This window comes from Brevibacillus sp. RS1.1 (assembly GCF_013284365.1).
GTDB classification, from domain to species: Bacteria; Bacillota; Bacilli; order Brevibacillales; family Brevibacillaceae; genus Brevibacillus; species Brevibacillus brevis_D.
In genome coordinates this window covers 251,318-276,344 of the sequence record NZ_JABSVA010000005.1, presented here as the reverse complement: position 1 = coordinate 276,344, position 25,027 = coordinate 251,318, and the positions used below count along the sequence as shown (strand labels likewise).

Below are 25,027 nucleotides of genomic sequence, written 5' to 3'. Positions count from 1 at the left end.
AAAATGGATAAACCAAATCTTACTTCGATTTATTTATTGGTAGCATTTGCGGGTGGAGTGTTAGTGGGCATATAAGCTACAATGCGGATACAGACAAAAGTTTCGACCAAAAAACGGACATGGACGTGTTCATTTGGTGAATAGGGAGGGAGACTATATGAGTTTTTGTTGTGGTGCTGGAATGGTAGGTTCCGTAGGCTCAGTCCGTCATTATAAAACGCTTGTACACAATGTCCCGATCATGTTTTGTCCTGTATGTGACAGAATTGAGGTTCATCCTGGTATTGAGGGAGAATACGAAATTTTAGTAGAATATGCTCAGGGAGATCAGGCTCCAGAAGTGGATTTTGCTGATTTTGTGAGTGTTGACAATACATCCGAGTTGTTTGAGAATTGTACCATGACGGATGAAGCAGCCAGCTTCGCCGAAGTGTTAAAGCAGCAGATCGATATTTCGCTGGATCTGCTCGGGATCGCCAAGGAGTTGCAGGATGACGATTGGCGGGAAGCATTGATGATTCGTTTGAGACGGTTAAGCGAGCGATTGAAGCAGTACAATAAAAGAAAAGCTAATGTCGCACAAGAGCGCATGACCTGAGTTGACGTGGGAGGCAGTGTGAATGTTTCATTTGAAAGCCGTTCACCACATCGCATTGAATTGTAGTGATGTTGTGAAGGTAGCTCGTTTTTTTAAGGACATTTTGGAAGTCCCTATCCCGGAAGAGAATATGACGGAAGGAGCACCTGTCTACTTTCAAATTGGCACATACACACGGATCGGTCTTCATCCTCATGGCGGGGAAGCTGGGAAAGGCGGCGTAGGGCAAGTCGATCATCTCGCCTTCTCTGTGCAAAGCCGTGCTGAGCTGGACTATCTGGTTGATAAGCTGGAAGCAGAGAATATTTGCTATCGTGGCCCCATTACACAGCCTACCAGCTATAATTTGTATTTTGAGACACCCGATGGTCACCACCTTGAGGTGCGACTCGATAAAGACGAGTTTGATGAGTAGTATTTGCGAAAAGCATCTGCGTAAAGCAGATGCTTTTTTACGTTTTAGAGGTACCAATGAACAGCAAAGCTGGTGAGAAGAAAAAGCACAGAGCTCGCAGACCTTGACAAAGCCTCCCCAGTCGGAACTTAAAAAAGGGGACCCGGTTGTCGAACACTTCTTCCCTGAGAAACTTCCGCCCGTAGGGAGGCTTTGGATCGACGGTCCCCTTTTTTAAGTGGAGACGGCCAGTGAATCCCCTTGCGGGCGTGTCAGAGTCGAAGAGAACTGTGCTTTTTCTTCTCCTCCACAATGTTGACTCAAAAGTTAATTCTCTAAAAAGTCTTTCTAACAATGTCGAGAAAAAGATGGCTCCCCTGACAACAGCCGACAGTGACTCTCACGCCTCGCCAAAGGATTCGACCAAACAGGCCACGAACCCAATTGAGAAGAGAGGGGTGGCGTGCAGATGATCGGAATGGGCAGACTGCTTTTTGAACTGGGTGAAAGACTGCAAGGAAAAGCACACCTGCAATTCATTACAGCAGGATGGGAGCGCAGGATCAGAATTGTAGTGGATGATTCACCATCACAGTGGCAATTGACGATAGCAAAAGGCGTTGCATCCTGGGATGTATGGACAGAAGAGCAGCCTGCCGATCTGATTATCAGGGGAGCGGAGAAACAAATGCGGATGCTGTTTGGCGGTGATGAGCTCGTCTATGTTCTAGCCAAAGAAAAGGTGCAAATCGCAGGGCCATTGCGCGACCAATTGAAGCTCGATGCCATTTTGCGACTGACCTGTCGGTGAACTGTCCAATGGGCATTGTGATATAATAGGAAGAAACGGTTTTCGAGGAGGCGCTTTGATGTCTACTGTTATGTCGTTACAACAGACGGTTGCCGCACGTAAAGATGCTATTGCCGAAACATTCCGTCATCTGCATGAGAATCCGGAGATTAGCTGGAAGGAAGTAGAAACGACTCGTTATTTGGCGGAGCGCATGCGCGCCTTGGGACTGCGTGTTACGACTTTTGACGATTGTACAGGTTTAGTGGCTGAATGGGGCGAAGGGAAGCCAGTTGTTGGCTTGCGCACAGATATCGATGCTCTGTGGCAGGAAGTGAACGGTGAGTGGCGTGCGAATCATTCCTGCGGCCATGATGCTCATATGACGTTGATCGTGGAAACGGTAGAAGCATTAGTTGCCGCTGGATATCAACCGCCGGGAACGTTAAAAATTTTGTTCCAACCAGCAGAAGAAAAAGGAACGGGAGCATTGAAGCTGGTGGAGAAGGGTGTCGTCGATGACATCGATTATTTGTACGGTGTTCACTTAAGACCGATTCAGGAGATGGCAAATGGAACCGCAGGACCCGCTATCTACAACGGTGCAGCCATGTTTCTCTACGGGGAAATCACAGGAGTCGCTGCGCACGGAGCGAGACCACATCTCGGGATCAATGCGATTGAAGTAGCGGGAGCGATTATTTCAGGGCTCGGTCAAGTACATATCAATCCGATGGTGCCTACCACCGTCAAAATGACGATGCTGCAAGCCGGGGGAGAGAGCTACAACATTATTCCGGACAAAGCACGTTTTGCCCTCGATCTGCGAGCGCAGACGAATCAAGCGATGGATGACCTGGTGAATCGAGTTCGTCAAATGATCGACGGAGTCGCGATGTCTTTTCAGGCACGCATAGAGGTAGAGGCCGGGTCGCGCATGGTAGCGGCAGAGGTCGATGAGCAAGCGAAGGCATTTATGGAGCAGGCGATTATAGATGTGCTCGGTCAAGAAAATTTGCGAGCGGCGCCTGTCAGTCCGGGAGCGGAGGATTTCCACTACTATACGGTGGAGCGTCCTCATATCAAGGCGACGATGCTGGCTCTCGGATGTGATTTGGTACCAGGGCTGCATCATCCGCTGATGCATTTTGACCGCTCGGCATTGGAAAAGGGTGTGGCGATTTTGTGTCAGACAGTTGTGAAAACGTTTGAAAATACGTAAATCTTTATGCCTTGTGAGAGCAACGCTAAGAGAGTAAACTCTTGGTGTTGCTCTTTTTGTGGGCAAATGTCTCTACGTACCTCACGAATAGTCGATAGACTGGTTGGTTTGTGGACAAAATACTGCTGTTGGGGAATAATACGCATGAGGAGGGTTATTCACACATTCTCCATGAGAGATTATAAAATTATGTAGCTTATTTAGCTAAATGTGATATACTAATTACAAATCGAGCGACAATTAGAAAGTCACAATAAATGATACACATTTTGGGAAGGAGATCGTTCACACATGGAAACCAATACGGTTCAAAAGCTTACTGACATTCTTGGAGCTACGAAAGTGTATCATAACTTGCCTGTAGCTAATCTTGTTGAGATGGCAGTAAAGCGTGGCGAAGGGATTTTGACCGACAAGGGGGCGCTCAATGCGCTAACAGGGAAGTTTACCGGCCGTTCGCCAAAGGACAAATTTGTGGTGGACGAAGCTTCCGTACACGATAAAATCAACTGGGGTCCGGTTAACCAACCGATCAGTACTGAAAAATTCCAAGCACTTCAACAAGACGTGCTCCAATACTTACAATCCAAAGATGAACTGTTTGTCTTCGATGGCTTTGCGGGGGCAGATACAACCTATCGCCTACCAATCCGCGTAGTGAACGAATTCGCATGGCATAACCTGTTTGCACGTCAGCTGTTCATCCGTCCGTCCGAAGAAGAACTGGCTGCGCACGAATCAGAATTCACGGTTATCTATGCACCTAATTTCAAGGCAAATCCTGCGGTACACGGAACGAACTCCGAGACTTTCATCGTATTGAGCTTTGAGCAAAAGACAGTGTTGATCGGTGGCACCGAGTATGCTGGCGAAATGAAAAAGTCGATCTTCAGCGTAATGAACATGCTGCTTCCAGAGCGCAACGTACTCCCGATGCACTGCTCTGCAAACGTAGGCAAAGACGGAGACGTTGCCCTGTTCTTCGGATTGTCCGGTACTGGAAAAACAACGCTGTCTGCTGACCCGGACCGTTTCTTGATCGGTGATGATGAGCATGGCTGGTCTGACAATGGTGTGTTCAATATCGAAGGCGGATGCTATGCAAAATGCGTCAAGCTGTCTGAAGAAGGCGAACCGCAAATCTGGAAAGCAATCCAGTTCGGTACCGTACTTGAAAATGTAGACGTAAACGAAGCGACTCGTGTAGCAGACTACGATAGCACCAAATATACAGAGAATACACGCGCTGCGTACCCAGTGGAAGCAATTCCGGGTGCTGTGATTCCAGGCGTGGGCGGGCAACCAAATGTTATCGTCTTTTTGACAGCCGATTCGTTCGGTGTATTGCCTCCAATCTCCAAGCTGAATAAAGAGCAAGCTATGTACCACTTCCTGTCTGGCTACACTAGCAAAATGGCAGGTACAGAGCGTGGCGTAACTGCTCCGCAAACAGAGTTTTCTACTTGCTTCGGTTCTCCATTCTTGCCACTGCATCCTGTCGTATATGCAGAAATGCTCGGTAAGAAGATTGACGAGCGCAAGGTTCAAGTATACCTGGTGAACACTGGTTGGACTGGTGGCCCGGTAGGTGTTGGACAACGTATGAAGCTGTCCTACACGCGTGCGATGGTAACAGCAGCATTGAACGGTGAGCTGGAAAAGGTAGACTATGTAGCAGATGAGATTTTCGGGGTGCAAGTGCCGACATCTTGCCCGAACGTTCCTGCTGAAGTTCTGCAACCACGCAATACATGGGCAAACAAGGAAGATTACGACAAGCAAGCAGCTGATCTGGCTGCACGCTTCATTGAGAACTTCGAGAAGAAATTCCCGAATGCAGCAGATATTGCAAATGCAGGTCCTAAAGTAAAGTAATCGAACAGGAAAGAAACGGGTAGACGATAAGGTCTATCCGTTTTTTCTTCGTGAAAACAGCAAAAACCGTCAGCGTATGACCGACGGTTTTGAGCTTATCCGTTACTTGTTGCCATCGAATACTTTCGAAGTATGGATTGGTACAACTTTTCCATTTGACTGACGGAAAAGAGTCAGGTAAGCTTCCGAAGGGACCCCTTCCATAGAGTGATAGCGATACATAAGTTTCTTGTTACTCTTTTTCAAAATGATCCTTCCATTTCGAGTTATCCATTGGTTTTTTTTACAAAAAGTACCTGCAGTTTAGACGGAAATGTATGTCCAAAAGTAACAAAGGGAAAAATGCTGCGGAGGCAAGAATATTTAGGAAGGATTTATGCGCAAAAACAGACTTTCTAAATATAATGATATAAAAAATACAGATATGTTTCATTCCTTGATTTATAATTATTCTTATTATAAGATAGTTATTGAGAATGGATTGAGAATTTACCAACTCACTTTTGACGTGTATGGAGGGAATTCAGATGACAGCAGTACCGCATTTGCAAATAAAAAACCTTCGCGCCAAGATCGAGGACAAAGAGATCCTCAAAGGCCTGAATTTGGAGATCAAGGGCGGCGAAGTGCACGCGATCATGGGACCAAATGGTACCGGTAAATCGACATTGGCATCCACGCTGATGGGTCACCCAAAATATGAGGTAACCGATGGCGAAGTGCTGATCAATGACGAAGACTTGTTGGAAATGGCAGTAGACGAGCGCGCACGTGCAGGTCTGTTCCTGGCGATGCAATACCCGTCCGAAATCAGCGGTGTAACCAACTCTGACTTCCTGCGTTCCGCAATCAACGCGCGCCGTGGTGAAGGAAACGAAATCTCCCTGATGAAATTCATCCGTGAGATGGACAAAAAGATGAACACGCTGGAAATGGATGAGTCTTTCTCCCACCGTTACCTGAACGAAGGTTTCTCTGGTGGTGAGAAAAAGCGTAACGAGATTCTGCAAATGATGCTCTTGGAGCCAGCTATCTGTATTTTGGATGAGATCGACTCCGGTTTGGACATCGACGCATTGAAAATCGTAGCGAACGGTGTAAACGAAATGCGCTCCGCAGACCGCGGATTCTTGATTATTACGCACTACCAGCGTTTGCTGAACTATGTAAAGCCTGACTTCGTACACGTCATGATGCAAGGTCGTATCGTGAAGTCCGGTGGTCCTGAGCTGGCTGAACGCCTGGAGGCAGAAGGCTACGATTGGATCAAGGAAGAGCTCGGCATCGAGGACGAAACCGTAAACGCCAACGTGTAGGATGAAGGAGGCAGCAGTGAAATGAGTGTGGATGTACAGCTACGCTTCGATTCCGAGGCGATCACCCAGTACTCCAAAGCTAATCAGGAGCCTGCCTGGTTCCTGGAAAAGCGCCTCGCTGGATTGAAGGCGGCGGGAGAGCTGGCGCTCCCTGCCTTGGAGAAAACGAAGATTGATAAATGGAATACCGTTGATTTCGATCCGTTCCAAACCACTACAAAGGTGGCAGCGGCGAATGAACTCAGCGATTTGGTAAAAGCACAAATCGATGTCGACAGCGTGAAAAACCTGTTGGTACAAAAAAATGCTTCTACCGTTTTTCAAGCAGTATCCGATGAGTTGAAGGCGCAAGGCGTGATCTTCACGACCTTTGCTGATGCTCTGCAAACACATGGCGATCTCGTGCAAAAGTATTTGCTGAACGTGATCGCACTTGATGAGCACAAGCTGACTGCGCTTCATACGGCAGTAGTGAATGGTGGCGTTTTCCTCTACGTTCCGAAAAACGTGGAAGTAGATGTTCCCCTGCAAGCTGTGTATGAAATCGCAGGCGACAACGCTCTGTTGGCTCCACATGTTTTGATCGTGGCAGAAGCGAACAGCAAAGTAACCTACGTGGATACTTATGTATCTGGCGAAGGCAAAAGCATGGTTGCGAACAGCCTAGTTGAAGTATATGTAGGCGCGGGCGCATCTGTGCAAGTAGCTTCTGTACGTTCACTTTCTGTAGACGTTCACGACTACAGCTTCCGTCGTGCAACTGTTGAGCGCGATGGAAAAATGGAATGGGTTTTGGGTGAGATGAACGATGGCAACACCGTTGCTAACAACACCACTATCCTCAAGGGAACTGCTTCGATTGCAGAGACCAAATCCATTTCAGTAGGTACTGGTTCCCAACGCCAAAACCTCACTTCCCAAGTTCAGCATATCGGCACGCACACAGAGTCTGACATGGTGAGCAAGGCTGTTATGACGGATGAAGCAGTGAGTATCCTAAACGGTATCACGAAAATCGAAAAAGGCGCTGAAAAGGCAAACGGCGTACAGGCGGAAAACATCCTGATGCTGAGCGATAAATCTCGCGGTGATGCCAACCCGATCCTGTTGATCGATGAGGATGACGTTAAAGCGGGTCACGCAGCTTCGGTAGGACGTTTTAGTGAAGAGTCTATCTTCTACTTGATGTCTCGTGGTATTTCCCGTCAAGGCGCAGAACGTCTGATCATTCTCGGCTTCCTGGAGCCAGTTGTTGCTGAGATTCCAGTAGAAGAAGTGAAAAACAGACTCCGTCAGGCGCTTGAAAGGAAGTTAGGCTAATGAACGCCAAGGAGCTTCGGAAATATTTTCCCATCCTACACCAAGAAGTAAACGGACATCCGCTCGTTTATTTGGATAATGGTGCAACCTCTCAAAAACCGATTCAGGTTATCGAGGCGATGGATAAATACTACAGGGAGTATAACTCCAATGTGCACCGTGGCGTGCACACCTTGGGTAACATAGCGACAGACGGGTACGAAGGCGCGCGTGAAAAAGTACGCGCCTTCATCAACGCCCGTGAAGCCGCAGAAATCGTCTTTACGCGTGGTACGACCTCTGCTTGTAATACGGTAGCGTACGGCTATGCTCGCATGTTCCTCAAGCCGGGAGATGAAATCGTGACCACATTGGTGGAGCATCACGCCAATTTCATTCCTTGGCAGCAGGCAGCCAAGGCGACCGGAGCGACCTTTAAGTTCATTCCGCTGGCAGAGGACGGAACCGTTACTCTGGAAGCGGTCAAGGAAACGGTTACGGACAATACCAAGATCGTTGCCATTCACCATGTTTCCAACGTATTGGGGGATACTACCCCAATCAAGGAAATTGCTCAAATCGCCCATCAGCATGGCGCACTTTTGTTTGTTGACGGCGCGCAGGGTGCTCCACACAAGAAAATCGACGTCCAGGATTTGGATTGCGATTTTTATACGTTTTCGGCGCACAAGATGGCTGGCCCGACAGGTGTAGGTGTCCTGTACGGCAAGCGTGAGGTGCTAGAGCGTGTGGAGCCGATGGAGTTCGGCGGAGAAATGATCGACTACGTGGATATGTACGATTCCACGTGGAAGGAGCTTCCTTGGAAATTTGAAGGAGGAACTCCGATCATCGCAGGAGCTATCGGATTGGGAGCAGCGATCGACTTTTTGGAAGAGATCGGTATGGACAATATCGAGCGTCATGAAAAACATCTCGTCAAGTACGCGATGGAACAAATGCGCGAGATAGAAGGTTTGAAGATTTACGGCCCACAGCAGGACCGCAGCTGTTTAATTACATTCAACCTGGATACAGTACATCCGCATGACCTGGCGACGGTGCTGGACAGTTACGGAATCGCAGTTCGTGCCGGTCATCACTGCGCACAACCGCTGATGCGTTGGCTGAATGTGACGGCTACCGCTCGGGCAAGCTTCTACCTGTACAACACAGAAGAAGAAGTAGATGTGCTGATCGCGGGCTTGAAGAAGACGAAGGAGTATTTCGGCAATGTCTTCTCTTGATGATTTATACCGCCGCGTCATTATGGATCACTACCAGAAACCGCGCAACCGCGGCAAGCTGGAAGAATCCGACGGACTCATTGTGAATTTGAATAACCCGACCTGTGGCGACAGCATCTCGCTCTCCTTGAAAGTGGAGGATGGCAAAGTGGTGGACGCGAAGTTTCTTGGTGAAGGCTGCTCAATCAGTATGTCATCTGCATCCATGATGACGGATGCTGTCAAAGGCAAGCCAGTAGCAGAAGCACTGGAGCTGTCGCAAAAATTCTCCGATATGATGCAAGGCAAAGAAATCGATGACTCGATTGATCTTGGTGATATCGAAGCTTTGTCTGGCGTAGCCAAGTTCCCAGCGCGAATCAAGTGTGCGACATTGGCTTGGAAAGCATTGGAGCAAGGTGTCAAACAGGCGGAGCAGGAATAGGGATAGGTAAGGGACATGAACACGAAGGAGTGAGCAACGATGGCTGTTAAGGGCCCAGAAATACAGGAGTATCAGTACGGCTTTCACGATAAGGACGTTTCTGTATTCCGTACCAAAAAGGGTTTGACTCGCGAGATCGTCGAAGAAATTTCGAAGATCAAGGATGAGCCAGCATGGATGCTGGAATTCCGTCTAAAAGCATTGGACATCTTCAACAGCATGCCGATGCCAAAATGGGGCGGCGATCTGGACGACCTCGATTTTGACAGCATCACCTACTACGTAAAGCCTTCTGAAAAGCAAGGCCGTAGCTGGGATGAGGTGCCAGAAGAAATCAAGGCAACCTTTGACAAGCTGGGTATTCCAGAAGCAGAGCAAAAGTTCCTCGCAGGTGTATCTGCCCAGTATGAATCTGAGGTAGTTTACCACAACATGCAGGAAGACCTGGAAAAACTGGGCGTTCTCTTCTGCGACATGGATTCTGCGGTGAAGCTTCACCCAGAAATCGTGAAAGAATACTTCGCGACAGTGATTCCTCCAGCAGACAACAAGTTTTCTGCACTGAACTCGGCAGTATGGTCCGGTGGTTCCTTCATTTACGTACCAAAAGGCGTAAAAGTAGAAACTCCACTGCAAGCATACTTCCGCATCAACTCCGAGAACATGGGTCAATTCGAGCGTACGCTGATCATCGCTGATGAAGATTCCTTTGTTCACTATGTAGAGGGCTGTACAGCTCCAATCTACAGCACGGATTCCTTGCACTCCGCTGTTGTAGAAATCATTGTAAAAGAACGCGCTCGCTGCCGTTACACCACGATCCAAAACTGGTCCAACAACGTATACAACCTCGTTACGAAACGTGCGGTTGCATACGCGGATGCGAACATGGAATGGATCGATGGTAACATCGGTTCCAAGCTGACGATGAAATACCCAGCTGTTATCATGAAAGGACCTCGCGCGAAAGGTACCGTTCTTTCCATTGCAGTAGCAGGAAAAGGACAGCACCAAGACGCGGGTGCGAAAATGATTCACCTGGCGCCAGATTGCACATCGACGATCATTTCCAAGTCGATTTCCCGTGATGGCGGAAAAGTAACCTACCGTGGTCTGTCGCAGTTTGGACGCAAGTCGGAAGGCTCCAAGTCCAACATCAAGTGCGATACGCTGATTCTGGATAAACTGTCCACGTCTGACACGATCCCGTACAACGAGATCATGAACGACAGCATCACGCTTGAGCACGAGGCGACTGTATCCAAGGTATCCGAGGATCAACTCTTCTACCTGATGAGCCGCGGTTTGTCAGAAGCAGAGGCAACTGAGATGATCGTAATGGGCTTCATCGAGCCATTCACAAAAGAATTGCCGATGGAGTACGCGGTAGAGATGAATCGTCTCATAAAATTCGAGATGGAAGGCTCCATCGGATAATTGTTTCGATAACGTGTAAAAACGTGTCTGATTCGTTCAGACACGTTTTTTTGTGCCCTTGCTTTATGAGGGAAAAGGCATAAGCCCTCTGACGGTATGGTCAAGACCTCGTAGACAGTTAGAAAGACCCCGGCCGCCTGTCAGTTTTAGTATTAGTTGAAGACGCCGCTCATTGTAAAAATGTATACAATCTTCAAATAGAGCTTCGGTAATCAAATGAGAAAAGAAGATCTCCATCGAGGCATTGTCTAAACAATTGCCCCGGCGTGACATGGTGATTTTGGCGCCAATATTTAATTTCATCGTGGATAGGGAGGAAGACTACATAAGTAGTTCAAAAAGAAAAAAGAATGACCTGTCGATAGTAACTTTTGTAAAAAGAGTAACTCTCTAGTTAGTTTTTCTCGACTAAAGAGTTACTCCTATTTAAAAGTTATAATTGTTGCAGTGGGTTTACGTCGTCTTTATGCGTTTCAATTATGTCGACCATCTTATTTAATTGGATTTTTTCCCTCTTATTGTCAACCTTATCATTCTTAACTTTAAATTTACCTTGGTAGGAACCCACTACTGCATAGTGATCGGTAGAGTTTGTTTTGTTAGCTGGTGAATCATCAACATTTAGAAATAGGAGGACTTTCTCGTTTTCAGTGAATTCTGGTGCGTTTTCCATATCCATAATTACTTTTTCCGTTTCTCCACCGTAAACGCGAACTACGACTTGGTCTAATTCTTCACCTTTATGCGTTTTGTTTACTTTTATTGTGATATCTCGATAAATTGCATCCGCATCCTCAATCACTTCTGGCTCATTTCCATCCTCTGTATTCCATTGTGGCTGTGAAATGTCATTAATATTACCCTCAATGATTAAGGAACTTGCTGCAGCCATTTCCTCAGGTGATAATTCGATTAACGTACCTTCAATACGAATTGTTGACTTGGTTGCATTATATGTGTCGTAAACCACATAACCAAGCCCAAAAGCTAAAATCATAGAAGAAGCGATTATTCCGCTTTTCATGTTCATTTTCATTATTTTTACCTCCTTGTTATTTTTAATCCTAGATGCTATTTAGAGTGGTTAATCACATATGCGTCTTTATCATATTTTGAGAGAGGAATTTTTACTTGATCCTTATTTAATGTTGCATACATAACAGCCGGCTTATCTGCTAAATGACCAATCCCAAGTGCATGTCCCATTTCGTGAGTCATGATGGTTCGTAGGTGGTATGTATTTGAATCAGGTTTAGATCCGGTTGAATAGGCAAAAGATTCGTTGACTACTATATCTGCTTCGATAACATAGTCAAAACCATTGATATAAGCTCTTGTTTCGGCAAGTATACCACCAGTAGTGCCAAGAGAGGCTGTATAAATTATGTTTATCTCATCATTTTTAGAAGAAGCAATATCTGTTCTTGCAGGGCTTTCCTTTAGATAATATACGGGATCATCAACATTGTTCCATTGGTTATCAGCTGTTATAATCGCAGTTCTCTCACTTTTAGTGATAGATTTATCCAATGTGTATTCATAATCCTTATTAGGGTCCCACTTTGCAAATGCAACATCAGCATTACTTGCTTTTGCAAAACCATAACCCAATGCAAAAAAAGCTCCTAAACACGATGTTAACAAGATTGATTTCTTAAACAATTTCATGGTAACTCTCCTTTTTAATATAATAGAGACAGCGCGATCTAAAATATACCAATATTACCAAATTATGTAAATGTTTGTTTATCGACTTTATCATACAATTTTTTACATATGCATTTGAAGGTTAACCTAATTGAAACAAAAGCTGATAAAGACAAGTGGCGCAATGAAGTAGTCGACAAGTTTTTCACCAAGGACGAACTCGCAAAATACATTGAAAAATTTGTGAAGGTGGAGTAAAAAAGAAAAGCCCTAGAACATAATTTCTAGACTCTCTAACGTACAGATTTTGTGCCGACTCCGGATGAAAAGTAATAAATTGTGTTGACGAGTCAACATCTCTGAGATAGCGCAAATCAATGTTTCCTTATTCGATAAGACGCTATAAAATTAATCAGTATTCAAAGTCGAGATGGAAGGTTCTATCGGATAATCGTTTCGATAACGTGTAAATACGTGTATGATTCGTTCAGACACGTATTTTTTTTGCCCTTGCTTTATGAGGAGAAATGGGTAAGTCCTCTGACGGTAATCCGCCAGAGGGCTATTTTTACGAGGACAAACCGAATTTCCATAATAAGATCATAAATAACCCCATCGGAATGACCCAAAGTAAAGGAATGGCATTGAGTGCGTAACTCGTTTTGAATTTCAACTTGTGATAGTAGTACCAGCTGCCCAACGCTGAGGCAAGTAGTACAAGCGGATACGATAGGATCGTATAGAACACCCCTGGCGCTCCCGTATCATATTCATCTTCAGGTAAAAGCACAATGGTAAAAAAAACGGAAATTGCCCAAGCCAATAAGAAAATGGCATAGATGCTTTGGCTAATAGAAAGGACGAGACAAGCTGTCTTGTTTTTCATAAGTGCCTGGTTCCTCCTAAAAAGTGGAATTACTAATAAACAAGACGAGAGGAGATAGAAAAAGTAACAATAACAATTGTTAGATATCAAGGTCACCCGTCCTCCCATTGAAAGGCGGGTTTTTTTGCTTGTTATCATTTTTTATGTTATTCCGTTCGTCCACCTTGCAAAGTACCTTACCAATTAAGTAAATTAAGCTAATACCAATCATGTTCGTAATAAACACCGATAATAATGACCGAGGAAATACGAGTGTTGCTGATCGCAATAGTTATAGCTGATAGAGGGAGGATGAACCATGAAGGTTTTAGTAGTAGAAGATGACAAGACCATTGCAGAGGGCTTGCACTATTCGCTTTCCAGTGAGGGCTATGAAGTAGTTCTTTGCGAAGGAAAACAAACTGCACTCGCAGCAATTAAACAGCAACGTTTTGATTTATATTTACTCGATCTGACTTTGCCGGATGGTAATGGCTATGAGATTTGCGAATATGTAAAAGAAAATCAGGATGCCCCTGTCATCTTCTTGACGGCGTGTGATGATGAAATCAATGTGGTTCGGGGGTTAGATATGGGAGCAGACGACTATATCACAAAGCCGTTTCGTATCCGGGAGCTAATTAGCCGAATGAAATCATCCCTTCGACATTACCAAAAAGAGCCCAACCTGTCTGACAAAGTGAGGATTGGAAATGTAGTCGTAAATACAAAGCTGGCTAAAGTGTACAAAGGAACCGAGGAAGTGATGCTGACTGCTTTAGAATACCGGTTACTGTTGGCATTCATAAATAATAGAGGGCAAGTTCTGTCCAGAAATCAGTTGTTAGAGGGTATTTGGGATCTAGATGGTAACTTTATCAATGACAATACTCTTTCGGTTTACATTAAGCGGCTTCGAGAAAAGTTGGAGGATGATAGCCAGAATCCCAAAGTGATAGAAACCGTTCGCGGTCTTGGCTATCGAATGAGTGGAAGTCATGCTTAAAAATAAAGAAATACAGAAGCTATGTATGTATAGCATGGTTATTTCCATCATGGGGATCGCAATTCTTTGGATGATCGACTGGAAAGCGGGGATTGTGGGAGTTGCTATGGTATTTCTGCTCCTTTTCACTTTTTTCGTGTTTACCCGCAAACGTTATCAGGACATCAGTAAGCTCGCTTATTATTTGGCTTCTGTCTATTCAGGCCAACCTACGATGGATATTAGGGATAACGTTGAGGGTGAATTGAGCATTTTGAAAAATGATATTTATAAAGTCACATTAACATTGTCCGAGCAGTCTACTCATCTGAAAAAGGAAAAACAGTACTTGGCAGATACTCTTTCGAACATCTCCCATCAACTAAAAACGCCACTTACCTCGATGTTTGTCATGGCTGATTTGTTAAACAACCCGAGTCTGCCAAAAGATAAGAGGGAGGAGTTCTTGGGCAAGATTATCAATCAGTTGAAGCGTATTGAATGGCTCGTGACTTCATTGCTCAAGCTTTCTAAAATCGAAGTGCAGAGCGTTATTTTCAAGAAGGAACTCGTATCTGTCAAAAAAATGATAAACAAGGCATTAGAACCGCTCCTTGTCCCGATGGAATTAAAAAATCAGGAGCTCTCTTTTTCCTGTAAAGAAGACCTTTTCGTGTATGGAGATGAAAACTGGACGGTAGAAGCCATTTTGAACGTAATGAAAAACGGGATTGAGCATACGCCAGTTGGGGGACGTATTGCCATTTCGTGTGAGGAAACACCCTTGTATACACAAATTGTCATTTCCGACAGTGGCGAGGGGATTAGCCCTGACGATGCTCCACACATTTTTGAACGATTTTATAAAGGGAAGAATGCGGGAGCGGATAGTATTGGAATAGGGCTAGCCATGTCTAAAACAATCCTGCAAAGTCAAAACGCCGATGTGTTTATGGAAAGCCAGATGGGTGTAGGCACAACATTCAAAATCAAATTTTACAAGCAAATCATTTAGATGACAAAATTGTAAGAATGAATGTCACCGACGAGACATGTTTGGCAGCTATTCTAAACGTAATAACTTATCTGGGAGGATCATGATGGAGATTTTGCGAGTAGAGAACCTGTCAAAAACGTACGGTGATGGCGAAACAGCTGTTACTGCACTGAACGATATCTCATTTTCCGTACAAAAGGGGGAGTTTGTGGCGATTATTGGGCCCTCTGGTTCAGGTAAGTCTACCCTTTTGCATATTTTGGGGGGCGTTGATACGCCCACATCCGGTAAAGTGATCGTTGACCAAACTGATATGTACGCGATGGATGAAACGGCATTGGCCATCTTCAGACGCAGACAGATTGGGCTTATCTATCAATTCTACAATTTGATCCCTGTCCTTACTGTGGAAGAAAATATTACCCTGCCATTGCTGTTGGACGGTAGAGAAGTAAATCAAGATATCTTTTCCGGTATCGTAGAGACTCTAGGCCTTCAACAGCGATTAAAGCATCTGCCAAACCAGCTTTCTGGGGGACAGCAGCAGCGTGCGTCTATTGGCCGTGCCTTGATTAGTAGTCCCGCCATTGTATTGGCTGACGAGCCTACGGGGAATCTGGACAGCAAAAACAGTGCTGAGATTGTGAAGCTCTTGAAAAAATTACACAAAGAACGGCATCAAACTCTGATTGTTATTACACATGACGAAAACATTGCCTTGCAAGCGGACCGTATCATTGGCATTTCGGATGGCAGGATTTCTAGAGATGAGGTGATCCGGCGATGAATATCGTAAATCAGCTCACCTTACGTTATATGAAGAAGAATAAGAGCCGTACCCTTGTGACAATCATTGGGGTTGTCATTTCTGTCGCAATGCTTACAGCAGTATTTTCGATTAGTAGTTCTTTCATGGATATGTTGCAAAGAAACGCGATTACCTACTCTGGTAAATGGCAGGCAGCTTTTCTCAATGTTACAGGAGAAGATGTTGCGGTTATTACAAATACGGAAGCCATTGAAAGATACGATATTGACCAGAAGCTCGGATTTGCACGACTTTCTAACTCTCCAAACAGCGTGAAGCCCTATTTGTATATTACGGGACACAGTAATCACGATGTCGTAGGGGTGAGCCTAATTGATGGGCGGTTGCCTCAGAATGAAAATGAACTGGCACTTTCATCGGAGTATCTTCGAATCGCAGGTGTAAGCTTGAAGGTTGGAGATGTAGTCACTTTAAATTTTGGTGATCGTAGCTTGAATGTAGATGGGCAGAGCGAGATGTTGGGCAAAAATGATGTCTACCAATCAAAGGAAGTCTTTACGCCTACAAAGACGAAAACATACACGATTACCGGGATTGTTCAAGCACCAGATAAAGAGCAGGAAGTAATGGCTGCATATCGTGCATTTAGCGGTCTTTCCGAAGGTGATTTAGAGGAGGGTTCTCCCTACACGGTAAGCGTTGAATATAAGGATTTTAAAGGTTTAGGGAATGACATTTACGAAACGAGTGACGCGATTGCTAGTAAGGTAAGCGGAGTAAATGATCAAGTTAAATCGAATGGAGTAAAAATCAAGTACAATCGGGACCTGTTGCTTTATTCCGGGATTTCGAACGATTCCCACTTTCTTAACACGATGTACCTGGCAGTTCTTTCCGTTGGAATTATCATTCTGATTGGATCTGTCTCACTCATCTACAACGCGTTTGCGATCTCGCTTTCAGAGCGTAGTCGCACTTTAGGGATGTTATCTAGCGTAGGGGCAACCAAACAACAAAAAAGGGCTTCCGTATTTTTTGAAGCTGCTGTGATCGGGGTCATAGCGATTCCAGCTGGGTTGTTTTTTGGGTCCATTGGCATTGGGGTTACTCTCCATTTGCTCAGTCCATTCATTCAAAAAATGCTTTTTGTTAGTGAACCGATACGATTGGTGATAGAGCCGTACAGTATGATTGCGGTCGTTTTGTTTTCCATTTTGACATTGCTCATTTCTGCATGGTTACCAGCAGTGAGGGCATCGAAAATTACACCGATAACTGCGATCCGCCAGACCAAGGATATCGAGATAAAAGGAAAAGATGTTCGTACATCCAATATGACCCGGAAGTTGTTTGGATTTGAAGCGGAACTAGGATTAAAAAATCTGAAAAGGAATAAACATCACTATCGCTCAACTGTCTTTTCTCTTGCGATCAGTGTAATCCTGTATCTAGCAGCTTCTTCTTTTTCGTTGTATATGGATAAGTCCTATAATATGGCACAAGCACCGCTACCATATGATTTGTCAGTAAACGCAAGGGGAGCCGATCTGGAAAGAGTAAGGTCATTAACAAATGAATTGATGTCCGTCAAGAACGCAACAACAAAAGTGAAGACCCAACTTATCGGTGCTGATCTAATCCTCAACGAAAACGAGGTTACCACAGACATCTCCAGTCGCCATACTCTTAATCCTGATGGGAAATACTTCATGTCTGCTGACATTGTTTCTCTTGATGAGGCCTCTTTTGCAGCGTACCTGCAATCCGCGGGGATTGATGCAAAGAAATTGGAAGGTGACGAGATTTCTGCCATACTTGTCAATCGGTTCACCTTGAAAGAAGAACATAATTTTACAGATATCTCTCAACTAACAGTCCAAGAGGGATCAGAACTACCTCTCACTTTGAATGAAGGAGCTAAAGTCCGAATTGCTTCTATCACGGATAAACATCCACCTTTTATGCTACGATACCAGGAATATGCTTTTACGGTTACATTTGTTGTTTCTGAACGAGACTTTGACAAGTTCCGAGAACGAGGTAACGCTATGCTGTCTGAGCAAGTTACCAGCGAAGTTCAATTTACAACAGAGCAGTCTGCGGCATTGGAAAATGAAATAAACCCGATTATTAACAAATATCCAGATGTACATGTCTATACGAACAATCTGATTGAGGAGCGTAAGGATGCAATGAATCGCGCCACAGTCACATCCGTATTCCTTTATGGGTTTGTGGTTCTCATCGGACTCATTTGTATGGCAAATATTATCAACACGATCTCGACAGGGATGGCCTTGAGAAAACGTGAATTTGCGATGTTGGCTTCTATTGGTATGACGCCAAAGGGCATGAAGAAAATGCTACGCTTCGAAGGATTCTTTTATGGAATGAAGTCGCTTATTTACGGTTTACCGATTAGTTTATGCGTAATGTTTTTCATCTACAAAAGCCTTAGCCGTAATTTTGAATTCGCTTTTACGGTGCCTTGGGCGGATCTTATCATTGCAGGAATAGGTGTGTTTTTTATTGTGGGGACGACGATCTTTTATGCAAATAGAAAATACAAAGAATACAGTATCGTTAACTCGTTGAAGAACGAAAACATTTGATCGAAGCATGCAAGTTCGAGATAGAAGGTTCCATCAGATAGTCATTTTGTAACGTGTAAATACGTGTCTGATTCGTTCAGATACGTATTTTTTATTACATAGTGGATCAAGCACAGCGAGGAAAAAATGAAAACCCGACCATGAGATCGGGCAAAAGAAATCCTTTTATGAAGCTATCCAATCGATGACAAACGCAATGGACATAACTGCGATGTAAGTGTATTCCTGAAACTTTTTATGACGCTATTACTATGGGAAAATCGCACCGTAGTTCATAGATTACTCATAGTGAGGGGATGGAGGGTCAAAGTAATAATCTAATCCGACAATCCCCCAAAAAATGATGAATGTGAACAGTACATACAGCCATCTTTTACGAAGTGACTGGGAATTTACGATAAAACCCCAACTAATCAGGGGGAGTGTTATCAATAGGATTGATACGAAGTCGGTCATGCGGAATTCACTCCTTCACGTTTTATTACGTAAATGGGGAATGTTGGTTACTCAATAAAAGGGGTGCACTCCAGGGATAACCGGGGGCTTTTTTGTGCGTGTTCAAACATGTACATTCACCCCGCACAATGATAAAATGTTCGTATATACAAGATAACGCTGCCTACCATCAACGAAGTATGCCTACGTATCCAGGCATGCTTTTTTCGGGCGAGCACAAACCTTTTACAAATGCGCTGTTGCTCTTCTATGAATAGGTAGTTGTAAAGGTTTTCATACTTACTGGAGCGGGGTTGCACATATGATAGTGGTAAAGCAATTAATGGATCATTGCCACCGCTTTTTTGGGAGTCAAGGCGATCTGTATCAATCCGAGGATGCGGATATCCTGGTTGCCGTCTATCCGGCTACGCGCAAGCGAGGATGGTGGACGTACGCCACACTTGAGCTGCACGAGATGGGGGCTACAGAGTACCTCGCCTATTCCTATCAGTTTGAGCAGAGAATGATCACACATTTGGCAAGAATAGCAGCCCAGGTAATTCGTCAGTGGGAGAGTCAATCTACTCGCTTGGAGTCTGGAAGCGTCTTTTCGCTTGGGGATACAATCGTGGAAAAATCGGTTTTGAATCATATGGTACTGACCCCTGCCTATTATGAAGAGGCTGGACTTGAATATTATACAAACGGCAAGGACGTAATCAGGTTCATGATGCTTCATGCCATCGCGGATTCTGAAGCAAAGTTTTTGGAACAATATGGACTTATAGCATTACAGGAATGGTTAGCGCACTCCGGTGTCGATTCCCTGAATGTTACGCGTACGCCTGCCATCTGAGAAGGGAGCGAGCGAAATGTCAGCGATTCGCTTGAGAGTCACCGTAGTAGTTGAACACGAAGGGAAAGTCCTCCTCATCCGTGAGCAGACACAACGAGGCATCTTTTACAACCTGCCAGGGGGAATCGTAGAATATTTAGAGGCGATTCCAGACGCGGCGAAAAGAGAAGTGATGGAAGAGACCGGACTCCTCGTGGAGATGGAGCGATTGATCTGGATAGACGATCGGATCGATCAGGAAGGGAACGGAAAGCATACAGTCGGAGTAGGAGTTCTGGCGAAGCTCGTCGGTGAAGAGACAAACCCAACGCCAGGTGGTATTGTCGATGAAGAGATCGAATGGGCTGGCTGGGTCACGCTAGACGAGTGGAAACAACTGCCGAACGACCACAAAACACGCCCGGATCAAGTCAAGCAAGTCTTGTCTGATCCCACTTATCAACCGATGTACTTGGGAAATATGCTGAGCCGAGCAGAATAAAAACAAGAGACACCGCCCTTTTCCTAGTGAAGAGGAGCGGTGTTTCTTTTTCTTACGCTTTTTGCTGTACGGAAGCTTTTCTTCCTTTTGCGACAGCCAACACGACAATGACAGCGGAGAGAACAGCGCCGGGTGTCAATGGCTCTGACAGGAGGAGCCAGGCTGCGATGATTGATAAAAAGGGTTGAAGGTATTGAATTTGACTGACCTTGGAGACGCCGCCGATTGCCAGGCCGTGATACCAGGCGAAAAAACCGAGGAACATACTAATAACGCTAATATAGCCAAAACCGAGCCAGACAGGCCAAGTCGCTTGTTTTAATTCAGTGAGCAGAGGACCTGTGAGCGGAACGACGAGAAACGGAAAGGCAAAGATCAACGACCAACTGATGACCTGCCAGCCACCCATTGTCTTGGAGAGCTCACCGCCGACAGCGTATCCGATAGCCGCACTGATGACCGCCCCGAGCAAGGCGAGATCCGCCCATTGGAGGGCACCAAAGCCAGAGCTGATCGCGTAGGCGATAATCGTCACACAGGCGATCACACTAGAAGTCCAATACTTCCGGGTGGGGCGTTCTCCTGAAAAAAATATTGCTGCGCCAGCTGTGGCCAATGGCAATAGTGCGATGATGACTGCGCCATGCGTAGCGGGTACTCTCTCCATCGCCCACGACGAGAAAAACGGGAAGCCTGCTACTACTCCGGCGGATACGAGAAACAGTTTCTTGGTCTCTTGCCAGGTAGGAAACGGAACTCGTTTTAGTAGGAGCACCAAAGCAGCCAGTACAGCCGCGAACAACGCTCGTCCCAGCCCTGCCGAGAGGGGAGAGAGTACGGTAACAACCAACTTCGTTACAGGCAAGGTCAAGCTGAAGCTAAGCACCCCGATGAAGCCATATAGCAAGCCCATTTTCTCTGTATGCAGCTGGTCAGGAGTGATTGGCTGCTCTTTTGGTAGGACTTGCTTCTCGATAGGAAGCTGTGTGCTCATCCGAATTCCATCCTTTGTCGATTAAAAGTTTGTGTTGTTTCATCTTAGAGGCGACCGAGTATAAAAGGTAGAGCCAATTGGCAGCAGGAGCAGTAAGCCAATTTGTCGAAAGGGAGGAAAATGAAAACAGGAAGTGTGGAGGACGGATCAGGATGGAATGGAAGCCGGACAAAGATGCGGGAGTTCCGATCTATATACAAATCGCCAAAGAGCTGGAACGACAGATTGTGCTAGGAGTGCTGTCCCCAGGTACATCTCTGCCGCCGGAAAGAGTGTTGGCACGACGCTTTGGCGTCAATCGTGGGACGGTATCGGCAGCGTACGAAGAATTGCGGGCAAAAGGTATTTTACAATCGTGGCAAGGGAGCGGGACTTGGGTCAGTCGTGATCTGTGGGGCGTCAAACAAATGCCAAACTGGTACACCTACACGAATGGCGGGGCATTCTTGCCAGCCTATCCACTCGCGAAACGCATTCAGGATGCATGCTTCGATACCTCGATCATCAATCTGGCAAAGGCAGAATTGGCAACGACGATGATCCCGTCTTTGATACCAACGACGCCGGGGGAAGAAAACGAGATCAGGCTTGAGCTGGGCTACGCGCATCCAAAGGGGGAGCCACGTCTGCGTGAGGCACTGGCTGTGCATCTGCAAGAAAACTACGGCATTCACGCTTCCCCCGACGAAATTTTGGTGACGTCAGGGGCGCAGCAGGCATTGCATCTCATTACACTATGTCTCTTGAATCCTGGAGATGCAATCGCAATGGAGGGACCCTCTTATTCGTATTCCTTGCCCTTATTCAGTTCAGCTGGCCTGCGTTTATTTCGCTTGCCGATGGATGAGAACGGAATTGTACCCGAGGCTGTCTACGAATTGCATCGGGAGCATCGCATTCGCATGGTTTTCGTGAACCCGACCTATCATAATCCAACCGGGACGATTTTAAGCAAGGCACGGCGATCCGAGCTGCTCAATATTTGTCAGGAGCTGCGCCTGCCACTCGTAGAGGACGACGCTTACGGGGCGCTTACACTGGCTGGAAGCCCTAAACCGCCCAAGCCGATTAAAGCCATCGATAAGACGGGGGCTGTTCTGTACGTCGGGAGTCTTTCGAAAACGATTGCGCCAGGCTTGCGAATTGGCTGGCTGGTGGGACCAAGATCTGTCGTAGAAAGACTAGCCGATGCCAAGCAGCAAATGGATTTTGGCACGAGCGGCGTCTCCCAGCAATTCGCCCGGCGATTTGTTGAGCGAAAGAGCTGGAACAATCAGCAGGAGCGGATGTCTCGTTACTTGTTGGAGCAACAACAAACGATGGTACGCGCTATGCACAAGCATCTCTCCGATTACGCGGTATGGAATGAGCCGGGTGGCAGCTATCATATTTGGTGTCGGTTGCTTGCTCCCAGGGACGAAAAAGAATTGCTGGATGATGCGATCAGAGAGGGCGTTGTTTTTACACCCGGCAGCGTCTATGGAGCGGAAGCGGGGTGGCTGCGCCTGACCTATTCGTGGGAGTGCCCGGCGAACATCGAGGAAGGAGTTCGACGCATCCAAAGAGTTCTTCAGCAGAAAAAGCGATAAGAAAAGGGATTAATTCCTTATTTATGAAACTATTTTCCACCTCACTCGTATGCACTATAGAGGCAATTTTAGAAAGGGGGGGACAGTCGTGGGCGTACTTGAAACCGTCTACATAGTCTGCCTTGTACTTGGCCTACTCTACACGCTCATCTCACTGTTGTTTGGCGATGCGCTCTCGGATTGGCTGGGACATCTGCATCTGCCTTTTGCACAGCCTATTTTGTTGGTCAGCGGCATGACTGCCTTTGGCGGAGCGGGGTATCTGTTATCTCGGTACACTTCTCTCGGTACGTTTGTCGTGTTGATGCTGGCAGCTGTCATTGGTATCGCTTTAGCTCTTGTTTCTTACTTCCTGTGGGTAAAGCCGATGAGCCATGCGGAAAATTCCACGAGCTATTCCATGAGTCAACTAGGAGGGAAGCTGGGCGAAGTCGGGACGACGATCCCGGCAGAAGGACTGGGAGAGGTACTGCTGCCGATGATTAGTGGAACCACGTACCATATGGCAGCGAGTCTTGAGGGCCAGGTTATCCCGCAAGGAGCCCGTGTCGTCGTAGTCGAGGTCCGTGACCATGTCTTGTATGTGATCCCCTTTTACACTGAATCTGGCGAAGGAGATGGGAAATGATGTTAGATCCTGGCGTTTTGACCATAGTAGGTGTTGTCGTCGCAGTCTTTCTCGTGTTGGGTATTGCTTTTTGGGCCCGTTACAAAACAGTGGGTGCAGATGAAGCCATGATCGTGACGGGTAGCTATCTCGGCTCGAAAAACGTACTCAGTGACGAATCCGGGCGCAAAATGAAGATCGTCCGCGGAGGCGGCGCATTTATCCTCCCTATTTTTCAACAAGCAAACTTTCTGAGTCTTCTGTCTCATAAGCTGGACGTATCGACTCCTGAGGTGTACACCGAGCAGGGCGTTCCTGTCATGGCAGATGGCGTTGCAATCATCAAGGTAGGCGGCTCGATTGAAGATATCGCGACCGCATCCGAGCAATTTATGGGCAAGAGTGACGAGGCGCTGCGCGGAGAAGCACAGGAGGTCCTCGAAGGCTATTTGCGGGCAATCCTCGGCAGTATGACGGTGGAGGAAATTTACAAAAACCGTGAGCGATTTGCACAAGAGGTGCAAGCTGTAGCAACAAAGGATTTGAAAAAAATGGGGCTGTCCGTTGTCAGCTTCACCATCAAGGATGTCCGGGACAAAAACGGCTACTTAGCTGCGCTTGGAATACCGCAAATCGCTGCAGTGAAGCGCGATGCGACCATCTCACAGGCAGATGCGGACAAAGAAGCGCGGATCAAGCAGGCACAGGCAGAGGAAGAGGCACGCAAGGCAGAGCTGCTGAAGGAAACGAACATTGCGGAAGCTGAAAAGGAAAAAGAGCTGAAGGTAGCGGCGTTTAAGCAAGAGCAGGACAAAGCGAAGGCGAGTGCGGACCAAGCCTACAAGCTGCAAGAAGCTGTCGCCAAGCAGCAGGTGACAGAAGAAGAGATGAAGGTCGATCTCGTCCGCAAGCAGAAGGAAATTGAGCTGGAGGAAAAAGAAATTCTTCGCCGCGAAAAGCAATATGATGCGGAAGTGAAGAAAAAGGCGGACGCTGACCGCTACTCAGTGGAACAGGCCGCAGAAGCGGAAAAAGCGAAGAAGCTGAGAGAAGCAGACGCGATCAAGTACCGCATTGAAGCTGAGGCAAAAGCAAATGCCGAGCAGAAGCGCCTGGAAGGCTTGGCGATTGCCGAGGCTGAAAGAGCCCGTGGTAGCGCTGAGGCAGAAGTCACGCGACTCAAGCTCGAAGCCGAAGCAGAAGGGAAAGAGAAGCTGGCTGAAGCATTTGAAAAATTCGGTCATGCGGCTGTTCTCGATATTATTGCGAAAATGCTCCCTGAGCTGGCTGAGAAAATTGCCGAGCCGATGAAGGCGATCGACAAAGTAACGATCGTGGATGCGGGAGGCGGTCAGGGAGATGGCGTCAATCGTCTGAGTGGGAATGTTACGAAGCTGATGGCCCAACTTCCTGAGATGCTGAAAGACGTATCCGGATTGGATATGAACAAAATGATCGCAGATTTTATGAAAAAGGATGATACCGTGCCTGCGAAGCAACAGCCTGTACCCGTAAAAGTTCAGGTAGAGACGGATTCTATTATGGAGAACGAAACGAAATAATCAAATCGATTAGAGAAGAAGTG

The 25,027-nt window shown here is 46.3% G+C and carries 23 protein-coding genes; 19 read left to right on the top strand and 4 right to left on the bottom strand.

Annotated elements, in window-relative coordinates:
- The first annotated feature begins 157 nt into the window (after window positions 1–157).
- The 10 genes from HP570_RS18525 to sufB all read left to right on the top strand — a co-directional run bounded on the left by HP570_RS18525 (window position 158) and on the right by sufB (window position 10,602).
- Window positions 158–598 carry a hypothetical protein gene (locus tag HP570_RS18525; protein WP_007726368.1) on the top strand — a complete coding sequence of 147 codons (441 nt, stop codon included), beginning with the start codon at window positions 158–160 and terminating at the stop codon, window positions 596–598.
- A 22-nt stretch (window positions 599–620) separates the two neighbouring features.
- On the top strand, window positions 621–1,013 hold the full coding sequence (locus HP570_RS18520; RefSeq protein ID WP_007726371.1) for a VOC family protein: 393 nt from the start codon (window positions 621–623) through the stop codon (window positions 1,011–1,013).
- Window positions 1,014–1,461: 448 nt separating this feature from the next.
- Window positions 1,462–1,803: an SCP2 sterol-binding domain-containing protein gene (locus tag HP570_RS18515; RefSeq protein WP_173626811.1), complete on the top strand. Its 342-nt coding sequence runs from the start codon at window positions 1,462–1,464 to the stop codon at window positions 1,801–1,803.
- Between the two features lie 58 nt (window positions 1,804–1,861).
- A complete protein-coding gene (locus HP570_RS18510; protein ID WP_041749625.1) occupies window positions 1,862–3,004 on the top strand; it encodes a M20 peptidase aminoacylase family protein in 1,143 nt (380 codons plus the stop codon).
- 291 nt (window positions 3,005–3,295) lie between these two features.
- Window positions 3,296–4,879 (top strand): phosphoenolpyruvate carboxykinase (ATP), encoded by a 1,584-nt coding sequence (pckA, locus tag HP570_RS18505; RefSeq protein ID WP_015893096.1) that lies wholly within the window; start codon window positions 3,296–3,298, stop codon window positions 4,877–4,879.
- A 527-nt stretch (window positions 4,880–5,406) separates the two neighbouring features.
- On the top strand, window positions 5,407–6,195 hold the full coding sequence (sufC, locus tag HP570_RS18500; protein ID WP_015893095.1) for a Fe-S cluster assembly ATPase SufC: 789 nt from the start codon (window positions 5,407–5,409) through the stop codon (window positions 6,193–6,195).
- 21 nt (window positions 6,196–6,216) lie between these two features.
- Complete coding sequence (sufD, locus tag HP570_RS18495; RefSeq protein ID WP_173626692.1) at window positions 6,217–7,515, top strand: Fe-S cluster assembly protein SufD; 1,299 nt, start codon at window positions 6,217–6,219, stop codon at window positions 7,513–7,515.
- The gene (locus HP570_RS18490; RefSeq protein ID WP_173626691.1) at window positions 7,515–8,741 is read left to right on the top strand and encodes a cysteine desulfurase; all 1,227 of its coding nucleotides are present in this window, start codon (window positions 7,515–7,517) and stop codon (window positions 8,739–8,741) included. The genes sufD and HP570_RS18490 overlap by 1 nt, the downstream gene beginning before the upstream one ends.
- Window positions 8,728–9,165 (top strand): Fe-S cluster assembly sulfur transfer protein SufU, encoded by a 438-nt coding sequence (gene sufU, locus HP570_RS18485; RefSeq protein WP_007726380.1) that lies wholly within the window; start codon window positions 8,728–8,730, stop codon window positions 9,163–9,165. Before HP570_RS18490 ends, sufU begins: the two co-directional genes overlap by 14 nt.
- 39 nt (window positions 9,166–9,204) lie before the next feature.
- Entirely contained in the window at window positions 9,205–10,602 is a 1,398-nt protein-coding gene (sufB, locus tag HP570_RS18480) for a Fe-S cluster assembly protein SufB (RefSeq protein ID WP_015893091.1), read from the top strand.
- 433 nt (window positions 10,603–11,035) lie between these two features.
- On the opposite strand, the gene HP570_RS18475 is transcribed toward sufB, so the two are convergent.
- From HP570_RS18475 to HP570_RS18465, 3 genes are all read right to left on the bottom strand, one after another.
- Window positions 11,036–11,638: a hypothetical protein gene (locus tag HP570_RS18475; RefSeq protein ID WP_173626690.1), complete on the bottom strand. Its 603-nt coding sequence runs from the start codon at window positions 11,636–11,638 to the stop codon at window positions 11,036–11,038.
- Window positions 11,639–11,673: 35 nt separating this feature from the next.
- Window positions 11,674–12,270 (bottom strand): matrixin family metalloprotease, encoded by a 597-nt coding sequence (locus tag HP570_RS18470; RefSeq protein WP_173626689.1) that lies wholly within the window; start codon window positions 12,268–12,270, stop codon window positions 11,674–11,676.
- A gap of 547 nt (window positions 12,271–12,817) precedes the next feature.
- The gene (locus tag HP570_RS18465) at window positions 12,818–13,135 is read right to left on the bottom strand and encodes a hypothetical protein (RefSeq protein ID WP_173604861.1); all 318 of its coding nucleotides are present in this window, start codon (window positions 13,133–13,135) and stop codon (window positions 12,818–12,820) included.
- A 298-nt stretch (window positions 13,136–13,433) separates the two neighbouring features.
- Here HP570_RS18465 and HP570_RS18460 point away from each other — a divergent pair, with 298 nt between their 5' ends.
- From HP570_RS18460 to HP570_RS18435, 6 genes are all read left to right on the top strand, one after another.
- On the top strand, window positions 13,434–14,120 hold the full coding sequence (locus HP570_RS18460; RefSeq protein ID WP_173626688.1) for a response regulator transcription factor: 687 nt from the start codon (window positions 13,434–13,436) through the stop codon (window positions 14,118–14,120).
- Window positions 14,113–15,114, top strand: a complete 1,002-nt coding sequence (locus tag HP570_RS18455; RefSeq protein WP_173626687.1) for a sensor histidine kinase — start codon at window positions 14,113–14,115, stop codon at window positions 15,112–15,114. The genes HP570_RS18460 and HP570_RS18455 overlap by 8 nt, the downstream gene beginning before the upstream one ends.
- A gap of 85 nt (window positions 15,115–15,199) precedes the next feature.
- The gene (locus HP570_RS18450) at window positions 15,200–15,883 is read left to right on the top strand and encodes an ABC transporter ATP-binding protein (protein WP_016739677.1); all 684 of its coding nucleotides are present in this window, start codon (window positions 15,200–15,202) and stop codon (window positions 15,881–15,883) included.
- Window positions 15,880–18,477, top strand: coding sequence for an ABC transporter permease (locus HP570_RS18445; RefSeq protein ID WP_173626686.1), 2,598 nt, complete (start codon window positions 15,880–15,882; stop codon window positions 18,475–18,477). The genes HP570_RS18450 and HP570_RS18445 overlap by 4 nt, the downstream gene beginning before the upstream one ends.
- 757 nt (window positions 18,478–19,234) lie before the next feature.
- Window positions 19,235–19,771 (top strand): suppressor of fused domain protein, encoded by a 537-nt coding sequence (locus HP570_RS18440; RefSeq protein ID WP_173626685.1) that lies wholly within the window; start codon window positions 19,235–19,237, stop codon window positions 19,769–19,771.
- Window positions 19,772–19,787: 16 nt separating this feature from the next.
- Window positions 19,788–20,252 (top strand): NUDIX domain-containing protein, encoded by a 465-nt coding sequence (locus HP570_RS18435; protein ID WP_026133939.1) that lies wholly within the window; start codon window positions 19,788–19,790, stop codon window positions 20,250–20,252.
- A 52-nt stretch (window positions 20,253–20,304) separates the two neighbouring features.
- Here HP570_RS18435 and HP570_RS18430 read toward each other — a convergent pair whose 3' ends face one another.
- The gene (locus HP570_RS18430; protein ID WP_173626684.1) at window positions 20,305–21,246 is read right to left on the bottom strand and encodes a DMT family transporter; all 942 of its coding nucleotides are present in this window, start codon (window positions 21,244–21,246) and stop codon (window positions 20,305–20,307) included.
- Between the two features lie 152 nt (window positions 21,247–21,398).
- Between HP570_RS18430 and HP570_RS18425 the strand changes: the two genes are divergently transcribed.
- The 3 genes from HP570_RS18425 (at window position 21,399) to HP570_RS18415 (ending at window position 25,004) form a co-directional block, all read left to right on the top strand.
- Window positions 21,399–22,835 carry an aminotransferase-like domain-containing protein gene (locus HP570_RS18425; RefSeq protein WP_173626683.1) on the top strand — a complete coding sequence of 479 codons (1,437 nt, stop codon included), beginning with the start codon at window positions 21,399–21,401 and terminating at the stop codon, window positions 22,833–22,835.
- A gap of 88 nt (window positions 22,836–22,923) precedes the next feature.
- Window positions 22,924–23,463, top strand: a complete 540-nt coding sequence (locus HP570_RS18420) for an NfeD family membrane protein (protein ID WP_173626682.1) — start codon at window positions 22,924–22,926, stop codon at window positions 23,461–23,463.
- Entirely contained in the window at window positions 23,463–25,004 is a 1,542-nt protein-coding gene (locus tag HP570_RS18415) for a flotillin lipid rafts scaffold protein FloT (protein ID WP_173626810.1), read from the top strand. Before HP570_RS18420 ends, HP570_RS18415 begins: the two co-directional genes overlap by 1 nt.
- Window positions 25,005–25,027 lie beyond the last annotated feature (23 nt).